The sequence below is a fragment of the Candidatus Thermokryptus mobilis genome (genome assembly GCF_900070205.1).
In the GTDB taxonomy this organism is placed as follows: Bacteria; Bacteroidota; Ignavibacteria; order Kryptoniales; family Kryptoniaceae; genus Kryptonium; species Kryptonium mobile.
The window spans coordinates 87,593-107,626 of record NZ_FAOO01000006.1 but is presented as its reverse complement, the minus strand read 5'-3'; the positions used below and the strand labels follow the sequence as shown (position 1 = coordinate 107,626).

General features: G+C 39.0%; 21 protein-coding genes. 17 read left to right on the top strand and 4 right to left on the bottom strand.

Annotated features, from left to right (window positions below):
* The first annotated feature begins 10 nt into the window (after positions 1–10).
* The 10 genes from bcp (at position 11) to FKZ43_RS05345 (ending at position 8,588) form a co-directional block, all read left to right on the top strand.
* The gene (gene bcp / locus FKZ43_RS05390) at positions 11–526 is read left to right on the top strand and encodes a thioredoxin-dependent thiol peroxidase (RefSeq protein ID WP_140944845.1); all 516 of its coding nucleotides are present in this window, start codon (positions 11–13) and stop codon (positions 524–526) included.
* 21 nt (positions 527–547) lie between these two features.
* On the top strand, positions 548–793 hold the full coding sequence (locus FKZ43_RS05385) for a CAMCR motif-containing small membrane protein (RefSeq protein ID WP_235894697.1): 246 nt from the start codon (positions 548–550) through the stop codon (positions 791–793).
* 70 nt (positions 794–863) lie between these two features.
* Positions 864–2,273 (top strand): F0F1 ATP synthase subunit beta, encoded by a 1,410-nt coding sequence (atpD, locus tag FKZ43_RS05380; protein ID WP_140944844.1) that lies wholly within the window; start codon positions 864–866, stop codon positions 2,271–2,273.
* Positions 2,273–2,632, top strand: coding sequence for an ATP synthase F1 subunit epsilon (atpC, locus tag FKZ43_RS05375; protein WP_235894696.1), 360 nt, complete (start codon positions 2,273–2,275; stop codon positions 2,630–2,632). The genes atpD and atpC overlap by 1 nt, the downstream gene beginning before the upstream one ends.
* 135 nt (positions 2,633–2,767) lie before the next feature.
* The gene (locus FKZ43_RS05370; protein ID WP_140944882.1) at positions 2,768–3,115 is read left to right on the top strand and encodes a 4Fe-4S binding protein; all 348 of its coding nucleotides are present in this window, start codon (positions 2,768–2,770) and stop codon (positions 3,113–3,115) included.
* Positions 3,116–3,141: 26 nt separating this feature from the next.
* Positions 3,142–3,585, top strand: a complete 444-nt coding sequence (locus FKZ43_RS05365) for an RrF2 family transcriptional regulator (RefSeq protein ID WP_140944843.1) — start codon at positions 3,142–3,144, stop codon at positions 3,583–3,585.
* A 59-nt stretch (positions 3,586–3,644) separates the two neighbouring features.
* On the top strand, positions 3,645–4,238 hold the full coding sequence (locus tag FKZ43_RS05360; protein WP_140944842.1) for a QcrA and Rieske domain-containing protein: 594 nt from the start codon (positions 3,645–3,647) through the stop codon (positions 4,236–4,238).
* 28 nt (positions 4,239–4,266) lie between these two features.
* Complete coding sequence (locus FKZ43_RS05355; protein ID WP_140944841.1) at positions 4,267–5,043, top strand: cytochrome b N-terminal domain-containing protein; 777 nt, start codon at positions 4,267–4,269, stop codon at positions 5,041–5,043.
* Positions 5,044–5,066: 23 nt separating this feature from the next.
* Positions 5,067–5,960, top strand: coding sequence for a cytochrome b family protein (locus FKZ43_RS05350; protein ID WP_140944840.1), 894 nt, complete (start codon positions 5,067–5,069; stop codon positions 5,958–5,960).
* A gap of 30 nt (positions 5,961–5,990) precedes the next feature.
* Entirely contained in the window at positions 5,991–8,588 is a 2,598-nt protein-coding gene (locus FKZ43_RS05345) for a cytochrome c (RefSeq protein ID WP_140944839.1), read from the top strand.
* A gap of 3 nt (positions 8,589–8,591) precedes the next feature.
* Here the strand turns inward: FKZ43_RS05345 and FKZ43_RS05340 are convergent, their stop codons facing one another.
* The 3 genes from FKZ43_RS05340 to FKZ43_RS05330 all read right to left on the bottom strand — a co-directional run bounded on the left by FKZ43_RS05340 (position 8,592) and on the right by FKZ43_RS05330 (position 11,630).
* Entirely contained in the window at positions 8,592–8,849 is a 258-nt protein-coding gene (locus FKZ43_RS05340) for a hypothetical protein (RefSeq protein WP_140944838.1), read from the bottom strand.
* Positions 8,850–8,910: 61 nt separating this feature from the next.
* Positions 8,911–10,047, bottom strand: a complete 1,137-nt coding sequence (locus tag FKZ43_RS05335) for a glycosyltransferase (RefSeq protein ID WP_219916504.1) — start codon at positions 10,045–10,047, stop codon at positions 8,911–8,913.
* Positions 10,048–10,070: 23 nt separating this feature from the next.
* Positions 10,071–11,630, bottom strand: a complete 1,560-nt coding sequence (locus FKZ43_RS05330) for an acyl-CoA carboxylase subunit beta (RefSeq protein WP_235894695.1) — start codon at positions 11,628–11,630, stop codon at positions 10,071–10,073.
* Between the two features lie 270 nt (positions 11,631–11,900).
* Between FKZ43_RS05330 and FKZ43_RS05325 the strand changes: the two genes are divergently transcribed.
* Positions 11,901–12,278 (top strand): MerR family transcriptional regulator, encoded by a 378-nt coding sequence (locus tag FKZ43_RS05325; protein WP_140944836.1) that lies wholly within the window; start codon positions 11,901–11,903, stop codon positions 12,276–12,278.
* Here the strand turns inward: FKZ43_RS05325 and FKZ43_RS05320 are convergent.
* Positions 12,275–14,014, bottom strand: coding sequence for a polymer-forming cytoskeletal protein (locus FKZ43_RS05320; RefSeq protein ID WP_140944835.1), 1,740 nt, complete (start codon positions 14,012–14,014; stop codon positions 12,275–12,277). The two genes, FKZ43_RS05325 and FKZ43_RS05320, sit on opposite strands and share 4 nt — an antisense overlap.
* 113 nt (positions 14,015–14,127) lie before the next feature.
* On the opposite strand from FKZ43_RS05320, the gene FKZ43_RS05315 reads away from it, so the two are divergent.
* The 6 genes from FKZ43_RS05315 (at position 14,128) to FKZ43_RS05290 (ending at position 19,934) form a co-directional block, all read left to right on the top strand.
* Complete coding sequence (locus FKZ43_RS05315) at positions 14,128–14,346, top strand: DUF167 domain-containing protein (protein WP_140944834.1); 219 nt, start codon at positions 14,128–14,130, stop codon at positions 14,344–14,346.
* Between the two features lie 83 nt (positions 14,347–14,429).
* Entirely contained in the window at positions 14,430–14,909 is a 480-nt protein-coding gene (locus FKZ43_RS05310) for an RrF2 family transcriptional regulator (protein WP_140944833.1), read from the top strand.
* Positions 14,909–16,831 (top strand): FAD-dependent oxidoreductase, encoded by a 1,923-nt coding sequence (locus FKZ43_RS05305; protein ID WP_140944832.1) that lies wholly within the window; start codon positions 14,909–14,911, stop codon positions 16,829–16,831. The genes FKZ43_RS05310 and FKZ43_RS05305 overlap by 1 nt, the downstream gene beginning before the upstream one ends.
* Before the next feature lie 22 nt (positions 16,832–16,853).
* Positions 16,854–17,351 carry a QcrA and Rieske domain-containing protein gene (locus FKZ43_RS05300; RefSeq protein WP_140944831.1) on the top strand — a complete coding sequence of 166 codons (498 nt, stop codon included), beginning with the start codon at positions 16,854–16,856 and terminating at the stop codon, positions 17,349–17,351.
* A gap of 25 nt (positions 17,352–17,376) precedes the next feature.
* Complete coding sequence (locus FKZ43_RS05295) at positions 17,377–18,711, top strand: cytochrome b (RefSeq protein WP_140944830.1); 1,335 nt, start codon at positions 17,377–17,379, stop codon at positions 18,709–18,711.
* A 20-nt stretch (positions 18,712–18,731) separates the two neighbouring features.
* Positions 18,732–19,934, top strand: coding sequence for a c-type cytochrome (locus FKZ43_RS05290; RefSeq protein WP_140944829.1), 1,203 nt, complete (start codon positions 18,732–18,734; stop codon positions 19,932–19,934).
* The last annotated feature ends 100 nt before the right edge of the window (positions 19,935–20,034 follow it).

The following is a 20,034-nucleotide window of genomic DNA, read 5'->3' as shown; positions in this document are numbered from 1 at the left end:
GGAGGGAGATATGAAAATAGCGATTTTAATTTTCGTTCCTTCTTTTATCTTTTTATTGTTTTCCGTAAAGGGTGGCAAATTGAAAGTCGGTGATATAGCGCCTGATTTCACTTTGGAAGATGCGTTTGGGAATAAATACACCCTTTCAAACTATCGCGGGAAATCCCCAGTTGTGATTTACTTTTATCCCAAAGCGAATACCCCAGGATGTAGTAAACAAGCTTGTGGAATTCGCGATGAATGGTCAAAGTTTGAGCAGCTCGGTGTTCCAGTTTTTGGGGTAAGTGTGGATTCAAAGAAATCGCTAAAGAAGTTCATTGACAAGTACTCGTTGAATTTCCCATTGCTTTCGGATGAAAGCAAAAAGGTGTGTAAAGATTATGGTGTGTTGAACCTGCTTGGTTTTGCTAATAGGGTTACCTTTATAGTTGACAAAGAAGGTAAGATAGCTCATATCATTGATAAAGTGGATGTTGAAACGCACGCTAAGGAAGTTTTAGATTTGGTGAAAACATTGTTAAACTAAAAATAAAAAACTTATAGCGCTATGAGGATTGCGAATTTTATTTTGTTAATTGCTTTGATAGTTTTTCTTGGAGTTGGTTCTGCCTTTGGGCAGTGCGCGATGTGTAAGTCAAATGTCACCTCTTCGGAGGAAGGGATGAAACTTGCCAGCGGGTTAAACGATGGGATAGTTTATCTTCTTTTTGTTCCGTATTTGATTTTCGCTGGTTTTGCCCTTTCAATTTATGTTTCTGTTAAGAGGAAAAAGAATTGGCTGAATTTGAATTGATTTTTGAAAAGAGTTCAAATTTTCGTATATTTTTGCGAAATTTCAAGGAAAAAATAAAAACTTTGGATTGATGCGCGAGGGAAAAATTGTCCAAATAATAGGTCCTGTCATTGATATTGAATTTGAAGATGGATATTTACCTGCGATTTTCAATGCGATAAAAATTCCACGTGTCAACATTGAAGGCAAGGAGGAAATCCTCTGGGCTGAGGTTCAACAACATCTTGGTGAAAATAGGGTGAGAGCTGTAGCGCTTGATTCAACTGATGGGCTTGTGCGAGGGATGAAAGCATACGACACAGAAGGTCCAATTAAAGTTCCGGTTGGTCCCCAAGTTTTGGGACGGCTTTTAAATGTGGTTGGTGAACCAATTGACGGACTTGGTCCAATTCAAGCTGAGAAGTATTATCCAATTCATCGTGAACCACCGGAGTTTACAGAGTTGAGCACGAAAAGGGAAATACTTGAAACTGGGATTAAAGTTATTGATTTACTTGAACCATATCCAAAAGGTGGAAAAGTTGGGCTTTTCGGCGGAGCTGGCGTTGGGAAGACGGTTTTGATAATGGAGATGATTCACAACATAGCAGTTTATCATAAGGGGTATTCCGTTTTCGGGGGCGTTGGTGAGAGGACAAGGGAAGGTAATGAGCTTTGGCTTGAGATGAAACATTCGGGGGTTTTAAAAAATGCGGTTCTAGTTTTCGGTCAGATGAATGAACCACCCGGGGCTAGGTTAAGAGTTGGACTTTCCGCTTTGTCAATAGCAGAGTATTTCAGAGATGAAGAGGGCAGAGATGTTCTGTTGTTCATAGATAATATCTTCAGATTTACACAGGCGGGTTCTGAGGTTTCAGCTTTGCTTGGCAGAATGCCATCGGCAGTGGGTTATCAACCGACGCTTGCAACTGAGATGGGAGAGCTTCAAGAGAGGATTGTTTCAACGAAGCGTGGTTCAATTACATCTGTTCAAGCGATCTATGTTCCTGCTGATGACTTAACAGACCCGGCCCCAGCCACAACATTCAGTCACCTTGACGCAACAACAGTTCTTTCAAGACAAATAGCTGAGCTTGGAATTTATCCAGCTGTTGACCCGCTTGATTCAACTTCCCGACTTCTTGACCCGAAAGTAGTGGGAGAGGAACATTATTATGTCGCGAAAAAAGTCAAGGAAATTTTGCAAACATATAAAGACCTTCAAGACATAATCAACATACTCGGAATAGATGAACTTTCTGAGGAGGATAAATTAATAGTTGCAAGGGCGAGGAAAATTCAGCGTTTCCTCTCGCAACCGTTCTTCGTTGCCGAGGCATTTACAGGAACTGAAGGTAGATATGTCAAACTTAGCGATACAATAGCTGGCTTTAAAGCGATAATTGAAGGTGAATGCGATGAACTTCCAGAAATGGCGTTCTATATGGTTGGAACAATTGATGAGGCGTTTGACAAAGCAAAGAAAATGAAAATTGATTGATGCAAGATAAATTAATTCAACTTGAAATTTTAACGTCGGAGAAAGTCGTTTATAAGGGTAAGGTTAAAAGCGTTACCTTGCCCGGGGTTATGGGAAGTTTTCAGGTTTTATATAATCACGCACCGCTTGTGAGCTTGCTTGAAATTGGAGAAGTTAAAATTGTTGATGAAAACGGAAATAAAATTTATTTCGTTGTTTCGGATGGTTTCGCCGAGGTGAGAAATAATGTCGTCACAGTTTTAGTTGATTCGGCTGAAGAATACGAAAAGGCAAATGCAGATAAAATTGTACGAGAAAAGAGGAAAAAGTTAATATCTGGATTCGTTGCTACCGATGTTCGGGATAGAACTTATTTTTAAAAATGGAGAATGACTTTATTATGAGCATCCCGATTGACTTGTATGAAAAACTTGAAAGGAAATTCGGTAATTTTAAGTTTGTTGATAAAGAAATGGGCTGGGTTGAGATAATTCAAAATTAAAAGCTATAGTAAAATGTCACAGGTCCAGATAAATGAAACTACAAAACCAATAAGAAAGAAAAAGGTCAAACTTATCGCTGTAGTTAATCCAACAGGATGCACGGGTTGCGAGGTCTGCATTGAATTTTGCCCCGTTGATTGTATATATAAAGTTAAAGGTCCAGAATTTATTGACTCATTTAACGGTGTGAAATCAACGACGCTTGGGATTTTGCGCGAAAGTGTTGAGAAGGGAATAAATCCTTTTTCAAATATCAATGGAATTGTCATCGTTGATGAAGATATCTGCATTGGTTGTAAGCTTTGTGCGAAGTATTGCCCGTGGGAGACAATTGATATGGTTTCGGTTGACTCTGGTTAATCAACAAAAAAGATAAAAAGGCGTAAATGTTAGATATATCAAAATCTCTGGGGTATGCGATCCATGCGCTAATATATATTGGAACAAGAGATAGAGGCAAGCTCGTAAGAGCCTCTGAAGTTGCGAAAGAATGTGGGTTGTCTGTCAGTTATATGATGAAAATCCTTCAAGCATTGCGTCGGGCTGGAATTTTGGAAAGCACAATTGGTGTCAAAGGAGGTTATGTCCTTGCGCGACCTTTAAAAGAGATAACGCTTTATGATCTTCTAATTGCAATTGAACCGACAAAAAAAGAGATTTGTTATCTTTCCACCGCTATAGGTTGCAGATTTAGAGAAGCGTGCATTGTCAGAAATTTATTTGGAGATGTGAATGATAAAGTAAAGGGTTATCTTCAATCGGTGAATTTGCAAAGCGTTGTTGATTCAATTGGGGATAAAATTTGTGTTTTTTTCCCACATGGGATATAATTTTTTGACCTTAAAATGGATAAAAATTATCTGAATTAAAAACAAAATGACCTATAGCAATGAGTGAAATTGTAAAGCAAACTCCTGAGCAAGCGAGTGAGCAGAAGGAAAAAAGGAAGGTTATCCCAAGGCAAGATAAACCACCTGAAAATGACACTGGGCTTTGGAAATTTAACAGGCGTTCGTTTTTAACACTTGCTGGCTGGCTTGGATTTTTCGGCTTTATATTCACATCTATAATTGGAGCGATAAGATATATGTTCCCGCGCGTTTTGTATGAACCGCCGACATCTTTTAAAGCGGGTTATCCGGATGAATACACGGTTGGAGAGGTGAGCGAAAGATTTAAAGATAGCCAACGCGTTTGGATTGTGCGCGAGGAGGATGGTTTCTATGCTCTTCTTGCTGTTTGCACGCATCTTGGTTGCACGCCCAGATGGCTTAGCTCTGAAAATAAATTTAAATGTCCCTGCCATGGGAGTGGATTTAGGAAATCGGGAATTAATTTTGAAGGTCCAGCACCAAGACCGCTTGAAAGGGTAAAAATTACATTTGCTGATGATGGACAGATATTGATTGATAAAGGTATCACATATAGATACGAAAAGGGAGAATGGGGAAAGCCAGGTTCTTTCTTGCCTTACAAAGGATAAGTTAAAACAAAAGATATAAATTTAAACTATGCTTGCCCAAATAAAAAAGAAGATAAAAAGTTCGGAAATTTACAAATCAATTTTCCGTCACGGTTACGAGGATACGCAAAGGAACAGAGCTTTGATGGTTGTTGATAATGTTTTTCTTCATCTTCACCCAGTTAGAGTTTCAAGACACGCTGTAAATTATGGCTACACTTGGGGAATGGGTGGAATCTCATTCCTTTTGTTTATAATACTTACAATCACGGGCGTTATATTGATGTTTTATTATCGTCCAGCTGCTGAATATGCCTACGAAGATATGAAATATCTTATGAATGATGTTCCGTTTGGGGCTTTAATTCGTAATATGCATCGCTGGTCAGCACATCTTATGGTCATAACAGTTATGCTACACATGTTTAGAGTATTTTTAACTGGTTCATATAAGCCACCGAGACAATTTAACTGGGTGATCGGTGTGATACTTCTGCTTTTGACATTTCTTTTGAGCTTTACGGGTTATCTTTTACCTTGGGATCAGCTTGCGATTTGGGCTGTCACAGTTGGAACGAATATGGCTCGTGCAACTCCATTTTTGGGTCATCAAGGTCCTTTTGGACCTGAACTTGGGATGAGACCCGATAACGATGTTAGATTTCTCCTCCTCGGTGGGACACAGGTTGGTCCACCAGCGTTGTTAAGATTTTATGTCTTGCATTGTATCTTTTTACCGCTTGTGACGGCAATTTTCCTTGCGGTTCATTTCTGGCGCGTTAGGAAAGACGGTGGAATTTCAGGTCCAGTCCAAAGGAAAGTTTAAAACAAAGTTTGTCATTTAAAGCTATGCACAATCTTCTCAAAATACTTGGGAATCCGGATAACTTTCCGATAATAATCCTTCTTTTTACAGTTTATGGCTTTTTCATCTATGCTATGAGAAAAGCTAAAAGAAATGATGAGCGGGGTATACCTTATGAAGCGGATGAAACAGACAAAGTTCAGGTTTGGCCTTACCTTGTTCGTGTTGAGTTTATAGCTGCAATTGCAGTTATGACTTTTGTCCTTGTTTGGTCAATTGCTTTTGATGCACCACTTGAAGAACCAGCAAATCCAACACTTACACCGAACCCATCAAAAGCCCCATGGTATTTTCTTGGACTTCAAGAAATGCTTGTATATTTTGACCCGTGGATTGCTGGTGTTTTGCTTCCAACTTTAATTATAATCGGCTTGATGGCAATACCATACATTGATATAAATCCTAAAGGGAATGGATACTACACTTTTAAGGAAAGGAAATGGGCGATAATCATTTTCTCGTTTGGTTTTCTTGTGCTTTGGGTTTTGCTCATTTTTGTCGGAACATTTTTAAGAGGTCCGGGTTGGAATTTCTTCTGGCCTTGGGAGGAATGGGACCCACATAAAGTTGTAGCAATCACGAATGTTGATTTAACGGAACTCTTCGGGATCCCAACTTATAACCCGGATGGAACACTTAATCCAATAGCGTCAATCATTGGTGGTGTTGTCGTCATAGGTTATTACGCTATTTTAATGCCACTTGGTTGGATATACTTGAAGAAAAAAATGCCTGACTTTGCTGAAAAATTTGGGTTGACAAGGTATATAATAACCTCTTATTTGTTGCTGACGATGATAGCTTTGCCGATAAAGATGATTTTGAGATGGACTTTGAATGTCAAGTATGTCTGGGTCACACCTTGGTTCAATGTTTAGATTTTTTAAAAACAAAATTTTGAATTGAAAATGCTCTTCGGCTGGATTAGGAAGCGAAGGGAAATTCCCGTTGAACAAAGAAGATATGACAAAATATATCTTGTGCTTGCGGGGGTGCTTTTCCTTGCAACGCTTTGGGCTGTGATTGATGAGGTTTCAACGAGAAGACCTTGGAAGGAATATCAAAGGAAATTTTATCAACTTAAACTTGCAAAGCTTGATTCTCTTTATAAAGTTGCACTGGCGAATTTTGATAGTTCAAAATACAGTGAATTAAGTGAAGAGCTTAAGAAAGCGAAAGCTGGGCTTGAATCCGATGAATATAAAAATGCTTTGGCTGAATATAAACGACTTGAAAAAGAACTTGCTGAATTGACCCGTGAATTTCAGTTTGCAAAGAGCAGATCTGATGAGTATTACTATTTCTTCCAGAAGGCAAAACTTGAAAACGAAACGGGCGCTGTGAAAAAATGGTGGGAGAAGATTCAGCGTGAGGAGGAAATAATGAGGGAATTCAATTTGAAAATTGAAGAACTGACAAAAAGAAAGGACAGCGCTTGGGCGATAGTAAAATCGTATAGATCAAGAGTTGATAGCGTTCAACATGAAATAGATAAGTTATTTGCTGAGATAAACAGGATAAAGGATAGGATTCAAAAGACAAAGGAATCCCAAATAAAAATTGTTCAGGTGATTTTACCTGAGTTTGAAAGGACGAATTTCGGAACTTTGAAATCTCGGGTTGATAGATGCCAGACCTGTCACTTGGGTTGGAACGATTCGCTTTTTGTTGATGCGCCTCAACCGTTCAGGACACATTCAAATTTGGAACTTCTCCAAAAGCATAACCCTGAAGTTTTTGGTTGCACCCCTTGTCATCGCGGTCAAGGACCAGCTTTAACGGAGGGGTATGCTCACGGTGATAAAGATAAACATTGGGAATGGCCTATCTTGAAGAAAGAATATATTGAAGCTGGTTGCAATGATTGTCACTTTAACGAGATAAATTTGAAATGGGCTCAGAAGTTAACAGATGGAAAGCATATTTTAATTGAGTCGGGTTGTTATGGTTGTCATGGGATTGATGGGTATAACGATTTCCCAAAGGTCGCGCCAAGTTTGAATAATCTTCTCGTTAAAACATATCCGGGCTGGATTTATCGTTGGCTTCTTAATCCTCGGGAGTATCTTCCGCACGGAAGGATGCCCAATTTTTATCTCACGCCTCAAGAAGCTGAGGCCATAACAGCATATCTCGTAAGAATTGGACAAGATTCAGCGAGGAATTGGGATTATAAATTTAAATATCCTGGTGGTGGAAACCCAACGCGTGGGAAAGAACTCGTTGAAAACATAGGGTGTCTTGGTTGCCATGCGATTGGGGAGAATAAAATTGTTCGCGAAACTCGTGGTTTAAGTTATGATGTTGCACCTGAATTGACCAAAATAGGGAGCAAAGTTAATCCACAATGGTTGTATGACTGGTTGAAAAATCCAAGGCATTATCTGCCAAATACAAAGATGCCAAGCTTGAGGTTGACAGATCAAGAGGCAAGCGATATAGTTGCTTATCTTATGACCTTGAGAGATACTGTTAATTATTCCGCGATTAAAATTGAGGTCACGGATGAAAAAGCGGAACAGGGCTTAAGATTGATAAAAAGTTATGGTTGTTATGGTTGTCACGATATAAAGGGGACGGAAAGAGAGACGAAAGTAAGTGTTGATATTTCTGATTTTGCTCGCAAGAACATTGAACAGCTTGACTTTGGTTATAAAGAATACTTGCCGAAGGACCGTCTCGTTTGGGTTTCGGAAAAGTTGCGTGACCCACGCGGTTATTCAACTGAAAGAATTCAGCTTAAGATGCCGAAGTTTAACTTCACTGATAAAGAAATTGAAGCGCTTGTGACTTTGATAGCGAGTTTTAAGAAAAATGAAGTCGGCTCAAAGTATGTTCAAGCGTTTGATAAGAAAAGAAGAGAAATTAATGAGGGGCGTAGATTAACGCTCTGGTATAACTGCACAAATTGTCATCAAATTGAAGAACAGGGTGGGTATATTCATCCTATGATTGAGGACCCAGGGTTAAGACCACCTTTGCTTACAATTGAAGGTGCGAAAGTTCAAGAGCCGTGGCTTTATGAGTTTCTAAAAAATCCGACGACGATAAGACCGTGGTTCAAACTTAGAATGCCGACATTTCAATTGACGGATGATGAAATCACCACGTTGATAAAATACTTCCTCGGATTGAGCGATCAGGAATTTAAAGTTAGAAGTTATGAAGTTCCGCTTGATAAAAAATATGTTGACGCTGGGCGGGTCTTATTTGATAAGTTGCAGTGTTTGAAATGCCACACAGTTGATAGTGATTTAACTGCTTCAATGTTAGCTCCAAATCTTGAGATTGCGCATAAAAGATTAAAACCGGAATGGGTCATTGATTGGCTCAAAGACCCACAAAAGATTCAGCCTGGGACGAACATGCCAACTTTCTTTTATGAGGGGATAAGTCCAATACCCGATGTGCTTGATGGGAATGCAGATGAGCAAATTAGAGCATTGAGGGATTATATCTGGACACTTGGCAGACGAACCCCTTCAGCGGTTGTAATGTCAAGATAGATTTTAGGCAGGCTCATCTGAGCCTGCGTTCTTTTTTATGAGACGATTTAACCTTTGCGTTGTTGATGTCCCAGTGGAGAAAAGCGCCGCCTTTACGGCTAATGTTGTCCCGCAGGTTTTTATCCCGTGTCGGAAAAGAAGATATCCTCCACCATATAATCCCATAAATTTTTGATAACCGACGAGCGTTAAGTTCGTATCTTCTAAAAACTCATCTTTTGTGTTCCAAATGTTTCCACAAGATGGGCACTTTTTAAACATCGCTTAAATGGTTTCATTGTTAAATTTACAAATTTTATTATCGGAATTTGTGCAAAAAACTTTAATCCTTTTCAACCACTCGCAAATTTTTCAATCCTTTATATTTCCTGTCTTTCCAGACGGTTTTCCCGCCAAAGAAAACAGCAAATGGGAGAGCAACGACATAGATTATGTAGTAAAGCTCAAAGAAAGGAAGGTATTTTAGAAGGGATGCCTTTTTAAATTTCTTTAGTGTCCTAAAGAGGAAAGTGCCATCAATCAAAAATTTTAAGACGACTGAAATGATTAGATAAAAAATTCTTTCAACCATAAATGGAGCCAGGATCAACAAAAGATGAAAGACGAAACCGCCTAACATCACAGCTATCCCCAATGCTCCTGTGTCAAGTCCACCAGTCCCCCATCTTTTCTTTTGATAATAAAGTTCTTTCCAAGTTTTAACTGGATTACTTACAACAAGGGTGTCTAAATCAACTGGGAATGCATATTCCCATTTTCCGTTTTTTGTTATCGCTTTAAAAAGTGCGAAATCTTCCGTTATGCTAAATTTTAAATTTTGATAGCCCCCGCATTCAATGTATGCCTCTTTTCTGAAAACCATATTGTTTCCGATACAAGCTACTGGTTTAAATAATCTCCCAACAGCTGCTGCTACGCTTAAAAGAAAAGCCCAGTCAAGCGATTGCATACCGTAAAAAATTTTACCACTTTCAATTATCGTCACCCCGGAAACAACACCGATTTTATCGTCAAAGTATCTAAGCATTCCTTTTATCCAAGTTTTCGGAACTTCACAATCAGCATCGGTTAGAAATATGAACTCACCATTTGTTTGCGCTATCGCTTGTGCAAGGGCATTTGCTTTCCCTTTTAGATTGTTTATTCGCGATTCAATTCGTATGACCTTTAAGTTGTCGTATTCTTTTTTAATTTTTGAAATTATTTCAGGAGTTCTATCTGTTGAACCGTCATCTGCAACTATAACTTCAAGTTTATCGCTTGGATAATCAACTTGAAGGATTGAGCGTAGGCATCTTTCAATGTTTTCTTCTTCATTTCTTGCAGCTACAACTACACTGACGCTTGGAAGATTAGCAGGGAGTTTACGTTTTTTTTCTTTCTTTGAAAGCGCAATCAAAAATAAAGTTATTTCCCCGGTATAAAATATCGCTGAAAGGATCAAAAACAAATCAAACAACATCGCAAATAAAATTTTCGTTTTTACAATGGTATATTTCCGTGTTTTTTCTTTGGGTTTGAATCAACCTTATTTTCAAGCATTTTAAGTGCTTTTATCAACATTTGTCTTGTTTTTCTCGGTTCTATGACATCATCAATGAAGCCCCTTTCAGCTGCTATGTAAGGATGTGCGAACTTGTCCCTATATTCTTGGATTAGTTTCTCTTCAAGTTCATCTGGGTTTTCCGATTTTTCAATTTCCTTTTTGAAAATTATTTCAACCGCGCCTTTTGGACCCATAACCGCTATTTCAGCTGTTGGCCAAGCGTAGTTTATATCTCCGCGGATGTGTTTTGAGCTCATAACATCATATGCGCCACCGTAGGCTTTTCTTGTTATGACGGTTATTTTTGGAACCGTTGCTTCACAATATGCATATAATAGTTTTGCTCCGTGTTTAATTATACCACGCCATTCTTGGTCTGTCCCGGGCATAAAGCCGGGGACATCAACGAAAGTTATAATTGGTATATTAAAAGCGTCGCAAAATCTGACAAAGCGAGCTGCTTTAACAGAAGCATCAATGTCAAGGACACCAGCCAGAACAGATGGTTGATTTGCAACTATGCCGATAGAATAACCGTCAAGCCGTGCAAAACCACAGATTATATTTTGAGCGAAATACTCATGAACTTCAAGAAACTCACCATTATCTACAATTGAGAGTATCACTTCCTTCATATCATATGGTTTATTTGGGTTGTCTGGAATTATAGAATCAAGTTTCGGTTCCTCGCGATTTGGATCATCGTCAGTTTCAATTCTCGGCGGGTCTTCCATGTTATTTGATGGTAGATAACTCAATAGTTTCCTTATATGTAGAAGACATTCAACATCATTTTCACATACGAAATGTGCGACCCCACTTTTTGTTGCATGCACCATTGCGCCACCGAGTTCTTCAAAGGTTACATCTTCGTGTGTAACCGTTTTGACGACATTTGGTCCGGTGACGAACATATAGCTGGTGTTTTTAACCATAAAGATGAAGTCGGTTATCGCTGGTGAATAGACAGCGCCACCAGCACAAGGTCCCATTATCGCTGATATTTGAGGTATAACCCCAGAGGCAAGCGTATTTCGCAGAAAAATTTCAGCGTATCCACCTAAACTCGCCACCCCTTCTTGAATCCTCGCTCCTCCAGAATCGTTCAATCCGATCACTGGGGCACCGACTTTCATCGCAAGGTCCATTATCTTGCAAATTTTTTCAGCATGTGCCTCTGAAAGCGAACCACCGAAAACCGTAAAATCCTGACTGAACACAAATACAAGACGACCATCAATTGTTCCATATCCAGTTACAACTCCATCACCAAGTGGTCTACTTTTATCAATCCCAAAGTCGTGTGCCCTATGTCTGACGAACATGTCTATCTCTTGGAAGCTTCCTTCGTCAAGCAAAATTTCAAGGCGTTCGCGGGCTGTGAGTTTTCCTTTTTTGTGCTGTTCCTCAATCCTCTTTGGACCCCCTCCAAGCTTTGCCTCCTCTCGTAGTTTGATGAGATATTCTATGCTATTTTTCATTGCTTTGTTGAACATTTTTGAAGTCGCCTTTATTTTTTTAAAAAATTACTCATAAAAAAATAAAAAAATGTTAAAGCTCAGTTAAGGTCTAATTAAAGTTAAAAAATCAAAAACACGACTACAAATTTCTTGTCTTTATATTTAACTCACAAACACCTATTGAGGAGTCAATCATCTATACAGGTGATTGAAACGGGAATTTTTTGCTTTCCGTCAGGGCGAAAATTGAAATTGTTGATTTTTGCCTCCAAAATTTTTAAAATGGAAAAAAAAGAACGAGTTCGTATGCCTGAATTTAAAATCAATCGCGTTTATTACTCAATAAGTGAGGTAAGCAAGTTAACTGGGGTTGAACCCTATGTCCTTAGGTATTGGGAGACGGAATTTGAACAGTTGAAGCCATCTAAAAACAAAGCTGGAAATAGGATTTACACGAATCGTGACATCAAAATAATTATGATGATCAAGCGTTTGCTTCGTGATGAGGGTTATACAATTGAAGGGGCAAAAAAAGTTCTGAGAAATTATAATCCAGACGAGGACCCAACCGATATAACGATTGAAGATGGGAAAGTTAAATTATCAAAAATTTCTGATCCCGAGCTTCGTCAGGACCTCATTGAGATTAAGAAAATACTTGAACTTATTTTAAGCAAACTTTAAAATGGTTTGGACAATCTCACAACAATCATTGGAGGTGTTTTTTTGTCCGTTCTCCAAGCGAGATAAATTCTCGTTTTCATGCTTTCCGTCCCAAGACCGAAACCGAAATCGGATTTTATCTTGTTCAAGTTATCAATTTTAAAACCAGAGGTGATTTTCCCTTCTTGGTTGTTAGTGTAACCCGCATCAAAAAATATGAACAAGTTAACAAAGTCAAATATATCGGTTGCATTTTCAATGATATATTCAAAGTTTGCGAGCAACATTTTATTTCCTTCAAATGACTTGAAGGGGAAGGCATAAAGGGTTCCAAATCCACCGATTTCAAAGGATTTTTGCTTTGGCAAAATTTTATCCGATGTCCCGATTTTTAACCTCAAGCCGAAATTATCATATCCCGATAAACTTATTCTCGCCTTCAATTCAGCTGTAAGGATTGAATATCTCATATTTCCAAGTTCTTTTTCAAATCCAATCTCAAAAGCAATCCCAGACCTTTTAAATCCTTCTATTAGCTGGAAATTGTCATATTTAAGATTTGCAGCGAGCGATTTTAAATTTCCTTCATATACCTCTGGATTTTCCCTGAAGGGTCGTTTTTTATTCCAAGAGGCATATTTTATGTATCTTGTCATTTCGCTTAAGTAAGAATCGTTTGAATAAAAAAGTTTTAAGTTTGAGTTTGATGAAAGGATAAACTCAACATTAAATGTGAATCCTTCAATTTTAAAATAATCCCTATAATCGTTGTTCCACAGCAGGGCGGAGATTGTGTTCGCATTTGGTGAGATCAGCCAATTATCTTTTGTTCCGATCGTTGAGTAAAGATTGACTCCCGTCAAGATGTAGAAGTTTTCATTCATGCTGAGGATTTTTCTATCAATTCCAACAGAGAAGACCCACCTGTGTGATTTAGTCGTATAGGCGCCGTATCCGTAGATTGCGATCGGCTTGTTCAATATATTTGAAATTTTCCTTGGATAAATTAAACCGAGTTTGAAACCACTTACCCTTTCAAATTCAAGGTAGAGATTGTCAATTCCGGGATATTCTTCGTAAAACCGTCTATATTTAAGCTCTTGCCTATGTTTTTTTCTGTCATATGAAGTTATGCGGTCGATTTCGGCAAGCATTGAAAAGTTTTCATATGTTTTCCCTTCAAATTTGGCTTTCTCACTTATTTTGATCTCTCCATTTGTCGTGAAAATGTCGCCGATGACCTCTGAGCCATCTTTCAAAATTACATCACCGTTTTCAACAAGTATATTCCCTTTGATTTTCCCCTTAATGATCAAGTTTCCATCTTGCACAAGGACATTGCCTTCAATATAATCGTTAACGTCTATTTCTGTTTCACCTTTAAATCTAAACAAGGGTGAAAGAAAAGATGAGTAAATCTCATTCCTCCTTTTTGCTTGTTCAATCAATTCTTGGCTCGTTTTTTGAATTTCAATAGCTGTTCTTTGTATCTTTTCAATTTCTTCTTTGAGTTTCTCTTCATCCATAAACTTTTTTTGTTTCTTCAGAAGTTCAAGTTGAGCTTTGATTTTTTCAAGTTGTTTTTGCAACTCTTTTTGTCGTAGGCTCAATTCGTGGTTTTGGAGTATTTCATCCGTTGAGTAAAAATTTTCAATTTTTTCTAAAATCTCGTCAATCAAATCCTCAATTTTTCTTTTTTCTTCTTGTGCAAATAAAACTTGCGAAAGGATTAAGAATGCGATGAAAATTTTCCTCATGGCTAACTGCTCCGAGTTTTGTTTTGCTGGTTTGAATATACGAAAAGTTGATATTAAAGTTGCATTTGGTCTGCGGTTGGGCTTAAATTAAGACAAAAAATTTGGAGTTTGATTTGAAGGTTTTTGTCAAAGTTAAACCCGGGGCTAAAATTGACAGAGTTGAAAAAATTGACGATACTCACTTTAACATTTGGGTCAAATGTCCTGCCAAGGAGGGGAGGGCAAACGAAAATGTGATTAAGCTTTTGGCTGAATTTTTTAATCTCCCTAAATCAAGGGTAAAAATTATTTCGGGTCATTCCTCAAAGAACAAGGTTATTGAAATTGGATAAAAATGGACGAGTTTATCCTTTTCTTGACTTAATCGGGGTTGATGACTAAATTTGTAGTGGATAAACAAATCTGAAAATTTGATTTGCTCAGCAAGACCTGTAAATACGCCATTCAGGCAATGATTTTTATAGCTTCTCTTAACACGGATGAACCTATCTTAGCAAAGCAAATCGCAGGGGCATTATCCATACCGAAGGAGTTTTTGAATAAGGTTATGCAAATTCTCGTAAAGGCGGGATTTCTTCATTCAATAAAAGGACCTGCTGGGGGATTTGTTCTCGCAAAAGACCCAAAGGAGATCACAATTTTTGATATAATTAAAGCGATAGATGGAACGGATTGGTTTGATTCTTGTATTTTGCGCGTTGGTCCGTGTGATAGTCAGAATCCGTGCGCCCTTCATGATTATTGGATTAAGATAAAAAATCAGGTTAGAGCTCTTCTTGATCACGAAAGTTTAGCCGATTTGGTCAAAGATATGAGGAACGGTAAGAGAGTTCTTCAATTTGCGGAGGATTTTATTCTGTTGAAGAAGTTTAAAACTCAAATGGGGCTTAATTGATGGGATATAATGTTTTTATTCCAGATTTACTTTACTGGCAGAAGCAGGTCAAGTGTCAGGCAGCTTGTCCGATTCATACCGATGCTGGCAGGTATGTTCAATTGATAGCAGAGGGGAGGTATAAAGAGGCATATTTTGTGGCGAGGGCTCCAAATCCGTTTGCTTCTGTTTGCGGAAGGGTTTGCGCAGCTCCGTGTGAAGATTTTTGCAGGAGGGGTAGCATTGATAAACCTGTTACGATACGAGCATTGAAAAGGTTTCTAACTGAGAAATATGGTGTTGAGTCGCTTTATCCGGATACGCAGGATGAGCTTTTTGAGGGTGATTTTGATGTTGAGGACAACAAATTGTTTTGGCATTTGCCGACGCTAGCTAAAGTTAGAAAGGCAGATGTCAGGGATAAAAAAGTCGCAATAATTGGTGCAGGTCCAGCTGGTCTTGCTTGTGCCCACGACCTTGCTTTGATAGGATATCAGGTGACGGTTTTTGAGGCGTCAAATGTCCTTGGGGGAATGATGAGGCATGGGATTCCTGAGTTTAGGTTGTCAAGGAGCATAATTGAGAAGGAGATAAATAAAATTTTGTGGCTTGGGGTTGAGGTCAGAACGCTTACACCTTTGACTAAAAATTTCGGGATAAAAGAGCTAAGAGAAGAGTTTGATGCGATATTCATTGCTGTTGGCACTCAAGAAGGGAGGGAGATGAATGTTGAAGGTTCAAATCTTGATGGTATAATTAAAGCGATTGACTTCTTGATAAATATCAATAATGGATATAGGGTTGAGCTCGGTGAGAAGGTTTTTGTCATAGGGGGTGGATTCGTGGCTTTTGATGCTGCAAGGACTGCTCTTAGGATGGCTGTTGAGATGGAGGAGAAAGAAAAGATTGGGAATGGTTCAACATATAACATTGTGATGGACGCTGCGAGGACTGCAAGGAGAGCTGGCGTGCTTGAAATTCATATAGCGAGTTTGGAATCGTTCGAAGAGATGCCAGTGTTAAGAACGGCGCAAGGAAAGGAGGAGTTTGAAGAAGCTGTAAAAGAGGGGATTATATTTCATCCGCAAAGGGGGGTTAAAAGATTCCTCGGTGAGAATGGCAAGGTCAAGGGAATTGAGTTTATCGGTGTCAAAAGGACTTATGATGAAAACGGGCGATTTAATCCAATTTTTGACGAGAGCATAAGTGAATATGTTGAGGCTGACACTGTTATACTTGCCATTGGGCAAAGACCAAATTTGAACTTTATAAAGCCGGAAGATGGAATTGAACTTACAGCTGGTGGGACGATAAAGGTTAACCCTGAGACGCTTGAGACAACGGCTCCGGGTGTTTTTGCCGGTGGTGATGCTGCGTTTGGTCCGAGAAATTTAATTGATGCGATTGCAAATGGGAAACAAGCTGCAATCTCAATTGACAATTATTTGAGAGGGTTGAAAACGAAGAAAGTGTTTAATCTCTTTGTTGAGAAGATTGAGAAAAGAAATTATTCAACTTATGTTGGGTATGAAATCACACCAAGAAAGCCACCAGATACTGTCCCGATTGATAGGAGGACCGGAATAGTTGAGGTTGAGATGAGTTATACCGAAGAACAAGCGGTTGAGCAGGCGAAGAGATGTTTGTTGTGCCATATACAGACAATTTATGATGCTGAGAAATGTATTTTGTGTGGGGCTTGCACAGATGTTTGTCCAGAGTATTGTTTGAAACTCGTTCCGATTGAGGAACTTGAGCTTGATGATGAAACTAAGGAGAAACTTTTACAACATTATCAATTTGGTAATGGGGTTCCGCTTTCTGCTATGATAAAGGATGATGAGAAATGTATAAGATGTGGGCTTTGTGCCATTGTTTGTCCGACTGAAGCGATGACGATGGAGAAAATGTATTATGTGGAGCGGGAGGTAATTGAGGATTAAAAAAATAAATTTGCTTTGGAAAATGAAAATTGACAGAAGAAAATTTTTGAAGAATTTAGGCATCGGTTCACTTATTCTTGCGCTTGCGGGGCAAATTTACACGTGGCTTAGATCACTCTTTCCAAATGTGAGTTATGAAAGCGTCCGTCGGGTTAAGCTTGACGAGCCGGATAATATCCCTGATGGTGTGACATTCATTGATGATTTGAAGACATACATATTTCGTGAGGGGAAGACATTTTATGCTATTTCTGCGGTTTGCACTCATCTTGGTTGCACTGTCAAGTATGTTGCTCTTTCAAAGCCGAAGGTTATCAAAATTGGTGGAGAAGAGGTTGAGGTCAAGTGGGAATTCCATTGCCCTTGCCATGGGTCAAAGTTTTATGGAGATGGGACAAATTATGCTGGACCTGCGCCAAGACCCCTTGATTGGGTGAAGGTTGAGGTTTCGCCAGAGGATGGGAAACTTGTTGTTGACCTTAACAAGATAGTGCCGAAAAATTATAAGTTGACAGTGTAAAAAAATCAAAAGAAGGAATTTCTCTATGGCTGAAGTAAAAATAAGTGAAAGGAAATTTAATGGTCGGAGCATATTTTGGACTTGGGCGCCAAGGTCGGAGAAGGAAGCGGGTGAGTCAATAGTTAGGAATTTGCTTTTGCATTGGTTTCCAGCGAAGGTGACATTGAGAAGTTTGTCTTGGGGATATTCGCTTTGGCTTGGGACAATATCCGCATCTCTTTTTTTGATATTAACGATAACAGGTGTTGTCTTGATGTTTTTGTATGTTCCATCAGTTGAGCGGGCTTATCAGAGTGTTAAGGATATAGAGTATGTCGTTTCTTTCGGCTGGTTCATAAGGGCGATGCATAGGAATTCGGCTCATTTAATGGTTGCGATTGTCTTTCTGCACATGGTCAGGGTCTTTTTAACGGGTGCTTATAAGAATGGAGTTGGGGTTGGTCAGAATAGACCCTTGAATTGGCTTGTCGGTGTTGCCTTGCTTTTGATAACTTTGCTTCTTTCCTTTACCGGTTATCTTTTACCTTGGGATCAACTTGCTTTTTGGGCTATAACTGTAGGGACAAATATAGCTAAAAATGCTCCAATAGTTGGTGAATGGGTTAGATTTATTCTTCTCGGGGGTCATGAGATTGAGCAAAATGCTTTGTTAAGGTTTTATGTGCTTCATTGTTTCTTTCTTCCGGCTGCTGTTTTGATACTTTTTTCATATCATATGTGGAGGATAAGGAAAGATGGTGGGCTTGCCTGCGTTGATAATCTGGTTTTAAATCAGAAGAAGGAAAAGGTAAAAGATGGGATTAAGAGTAAAACTTATTCGCTTCTTGGTTTGACAACGGGTAGGACTGTTCAAGTTGAGGCGACTTTAATTGATGAGGAGAAATATACTGTTAATTCAATCCCATTTTTAATCAGAAGGATTGGGCTTGTGATGTTGGGGACATTCGTTTTCGTTGCTTTGATAAGTTTATTCTTTCGTGCACCACTTGAGGAGCCAGCTAATCCTCATGTCACACCAAATCCTGCAAAGGCGCCTTGGTATTTCTTATGGTTGCAGGAACTGGTTGCCATCACGACGATAAGGATTGGAAGCTTTGTTTTAAACGGTGCTTTTATCGGTGGGATTTTAATCCCTGGTGTCCTCGTGTTATTGCTTGCTATATGGCCTTATCTTGATAAGAGTTCAAGTTTTTCAACCGGTGTCTGGTTTAGTAAGGAGAGAACAAGGCAAAATCTCGTTTTCCTTGTGCTTTGCTTTTTGGTCATAGCTTTGATAATAATTGGAACTTACATGCGTGGTCCAAATTGGGAATTTTACTTCCCGTGGGAGAAGTGGCCTGAGATTCCAAAGAAATTTTAAAAAAAATGTTCATATGAAAAATGGACAAGGAGAAGTTAAAAAGGGATGTTGTTTTAGTTTATGCGATCTCACTGATAGGGCTGTTAGTCACTGTCGTCGTTTATGCTGGTTATTTTACGCCGGAATGGAAAAGATATCAATCTGAATTTAAGGAGTATGTGAAGGATAAGCTCGGGGTAGAAAAGGCGAAGGTCATTGAAGGTGGGATAAAGCAAATTTATGTCAAAGAACTTAACAGGGTTGATCGTTGTATAACCTGTCATATGGGTTACGAATGGAAGGGTCTTGAGAATGCACCGAATCCATTTAAAACGCACCCAAAGGAAATACTTGAGAAGCATCCCGTTTCACAGTATGGTTGCACAATTTGTCATGGGGGACAAGGTTATGCTTTAAATAAGGAGGAGGCGCATGGATTTATTGAACACTGGGAAGAGCCATTGTTAGGGAAAGAGCTTGAAGATATTTACAGACCGCCTGATAGAAAAGTTTTGCTTCAGATGAATTGTAACATTTGTCATCGTTATGACACTTTAACTCCTGGGGCTGATTACATCAATTATGCGAAGAAGTTGGTCAAGGAGAAAGGATGTCGCGCTTGTCATAAAATTAACGGTCGCGGTGGTGTCATAGGTCCAGATTTAACATACGAAGGAGATAAAGCACCTGAACAGTTTGATTATTCCAGAATTTGGGGTAAAAAGTCGGTGTTTGCTTGGCATGTGGCTCATTTTAAGAATCCGAAGATGGTCTCTCCTGAAAGCATCATGCCTGAGATGGGTTTCGGGTCAAGGGAGGCGATAGCTTTGACGCTTCTTGTGATGAGCTGGAAAAAAGTGAATTTGCCACCTCAGTATTATCCGCAGTCTGGAACTGCTCTTGCTGATCTTCCGACACCCGAGGAGCTTGAAAAGGAAAGGCAGATGCGTGAAGGTGAGGGGGCTTTCTTCGTAAACAAGGGTTGTTTTGTTTGCCATTCAATCTCTGTTTTTGGGATTGAATCGGCTGCAAAAATCGGACCAGACCTCAGCAATGCTGTTGAAGATGTTCCAAGTAAATTCGGTAAAACGCTTGAAAACTTTATTAAAGAACCAACAGGGACAATGTCAATTGTTTTAGGAAGTCAAATTATGCTTACGGATTCCGAAAAGGTGCAGGTGGTTGAGCTTTTGATGAAGGCGTATGAGAAATATCGCAAACAAAAACTCGTTTCAAAACCTTAAAACAAAAGGAGGTAGAAGCCATGAAAAGGCAAATTCAAATCGCTCTTGGAATTTTAATCGTTTTTATTTCAGTTGCGCTTGTTTTCCATAGTTGTAAACC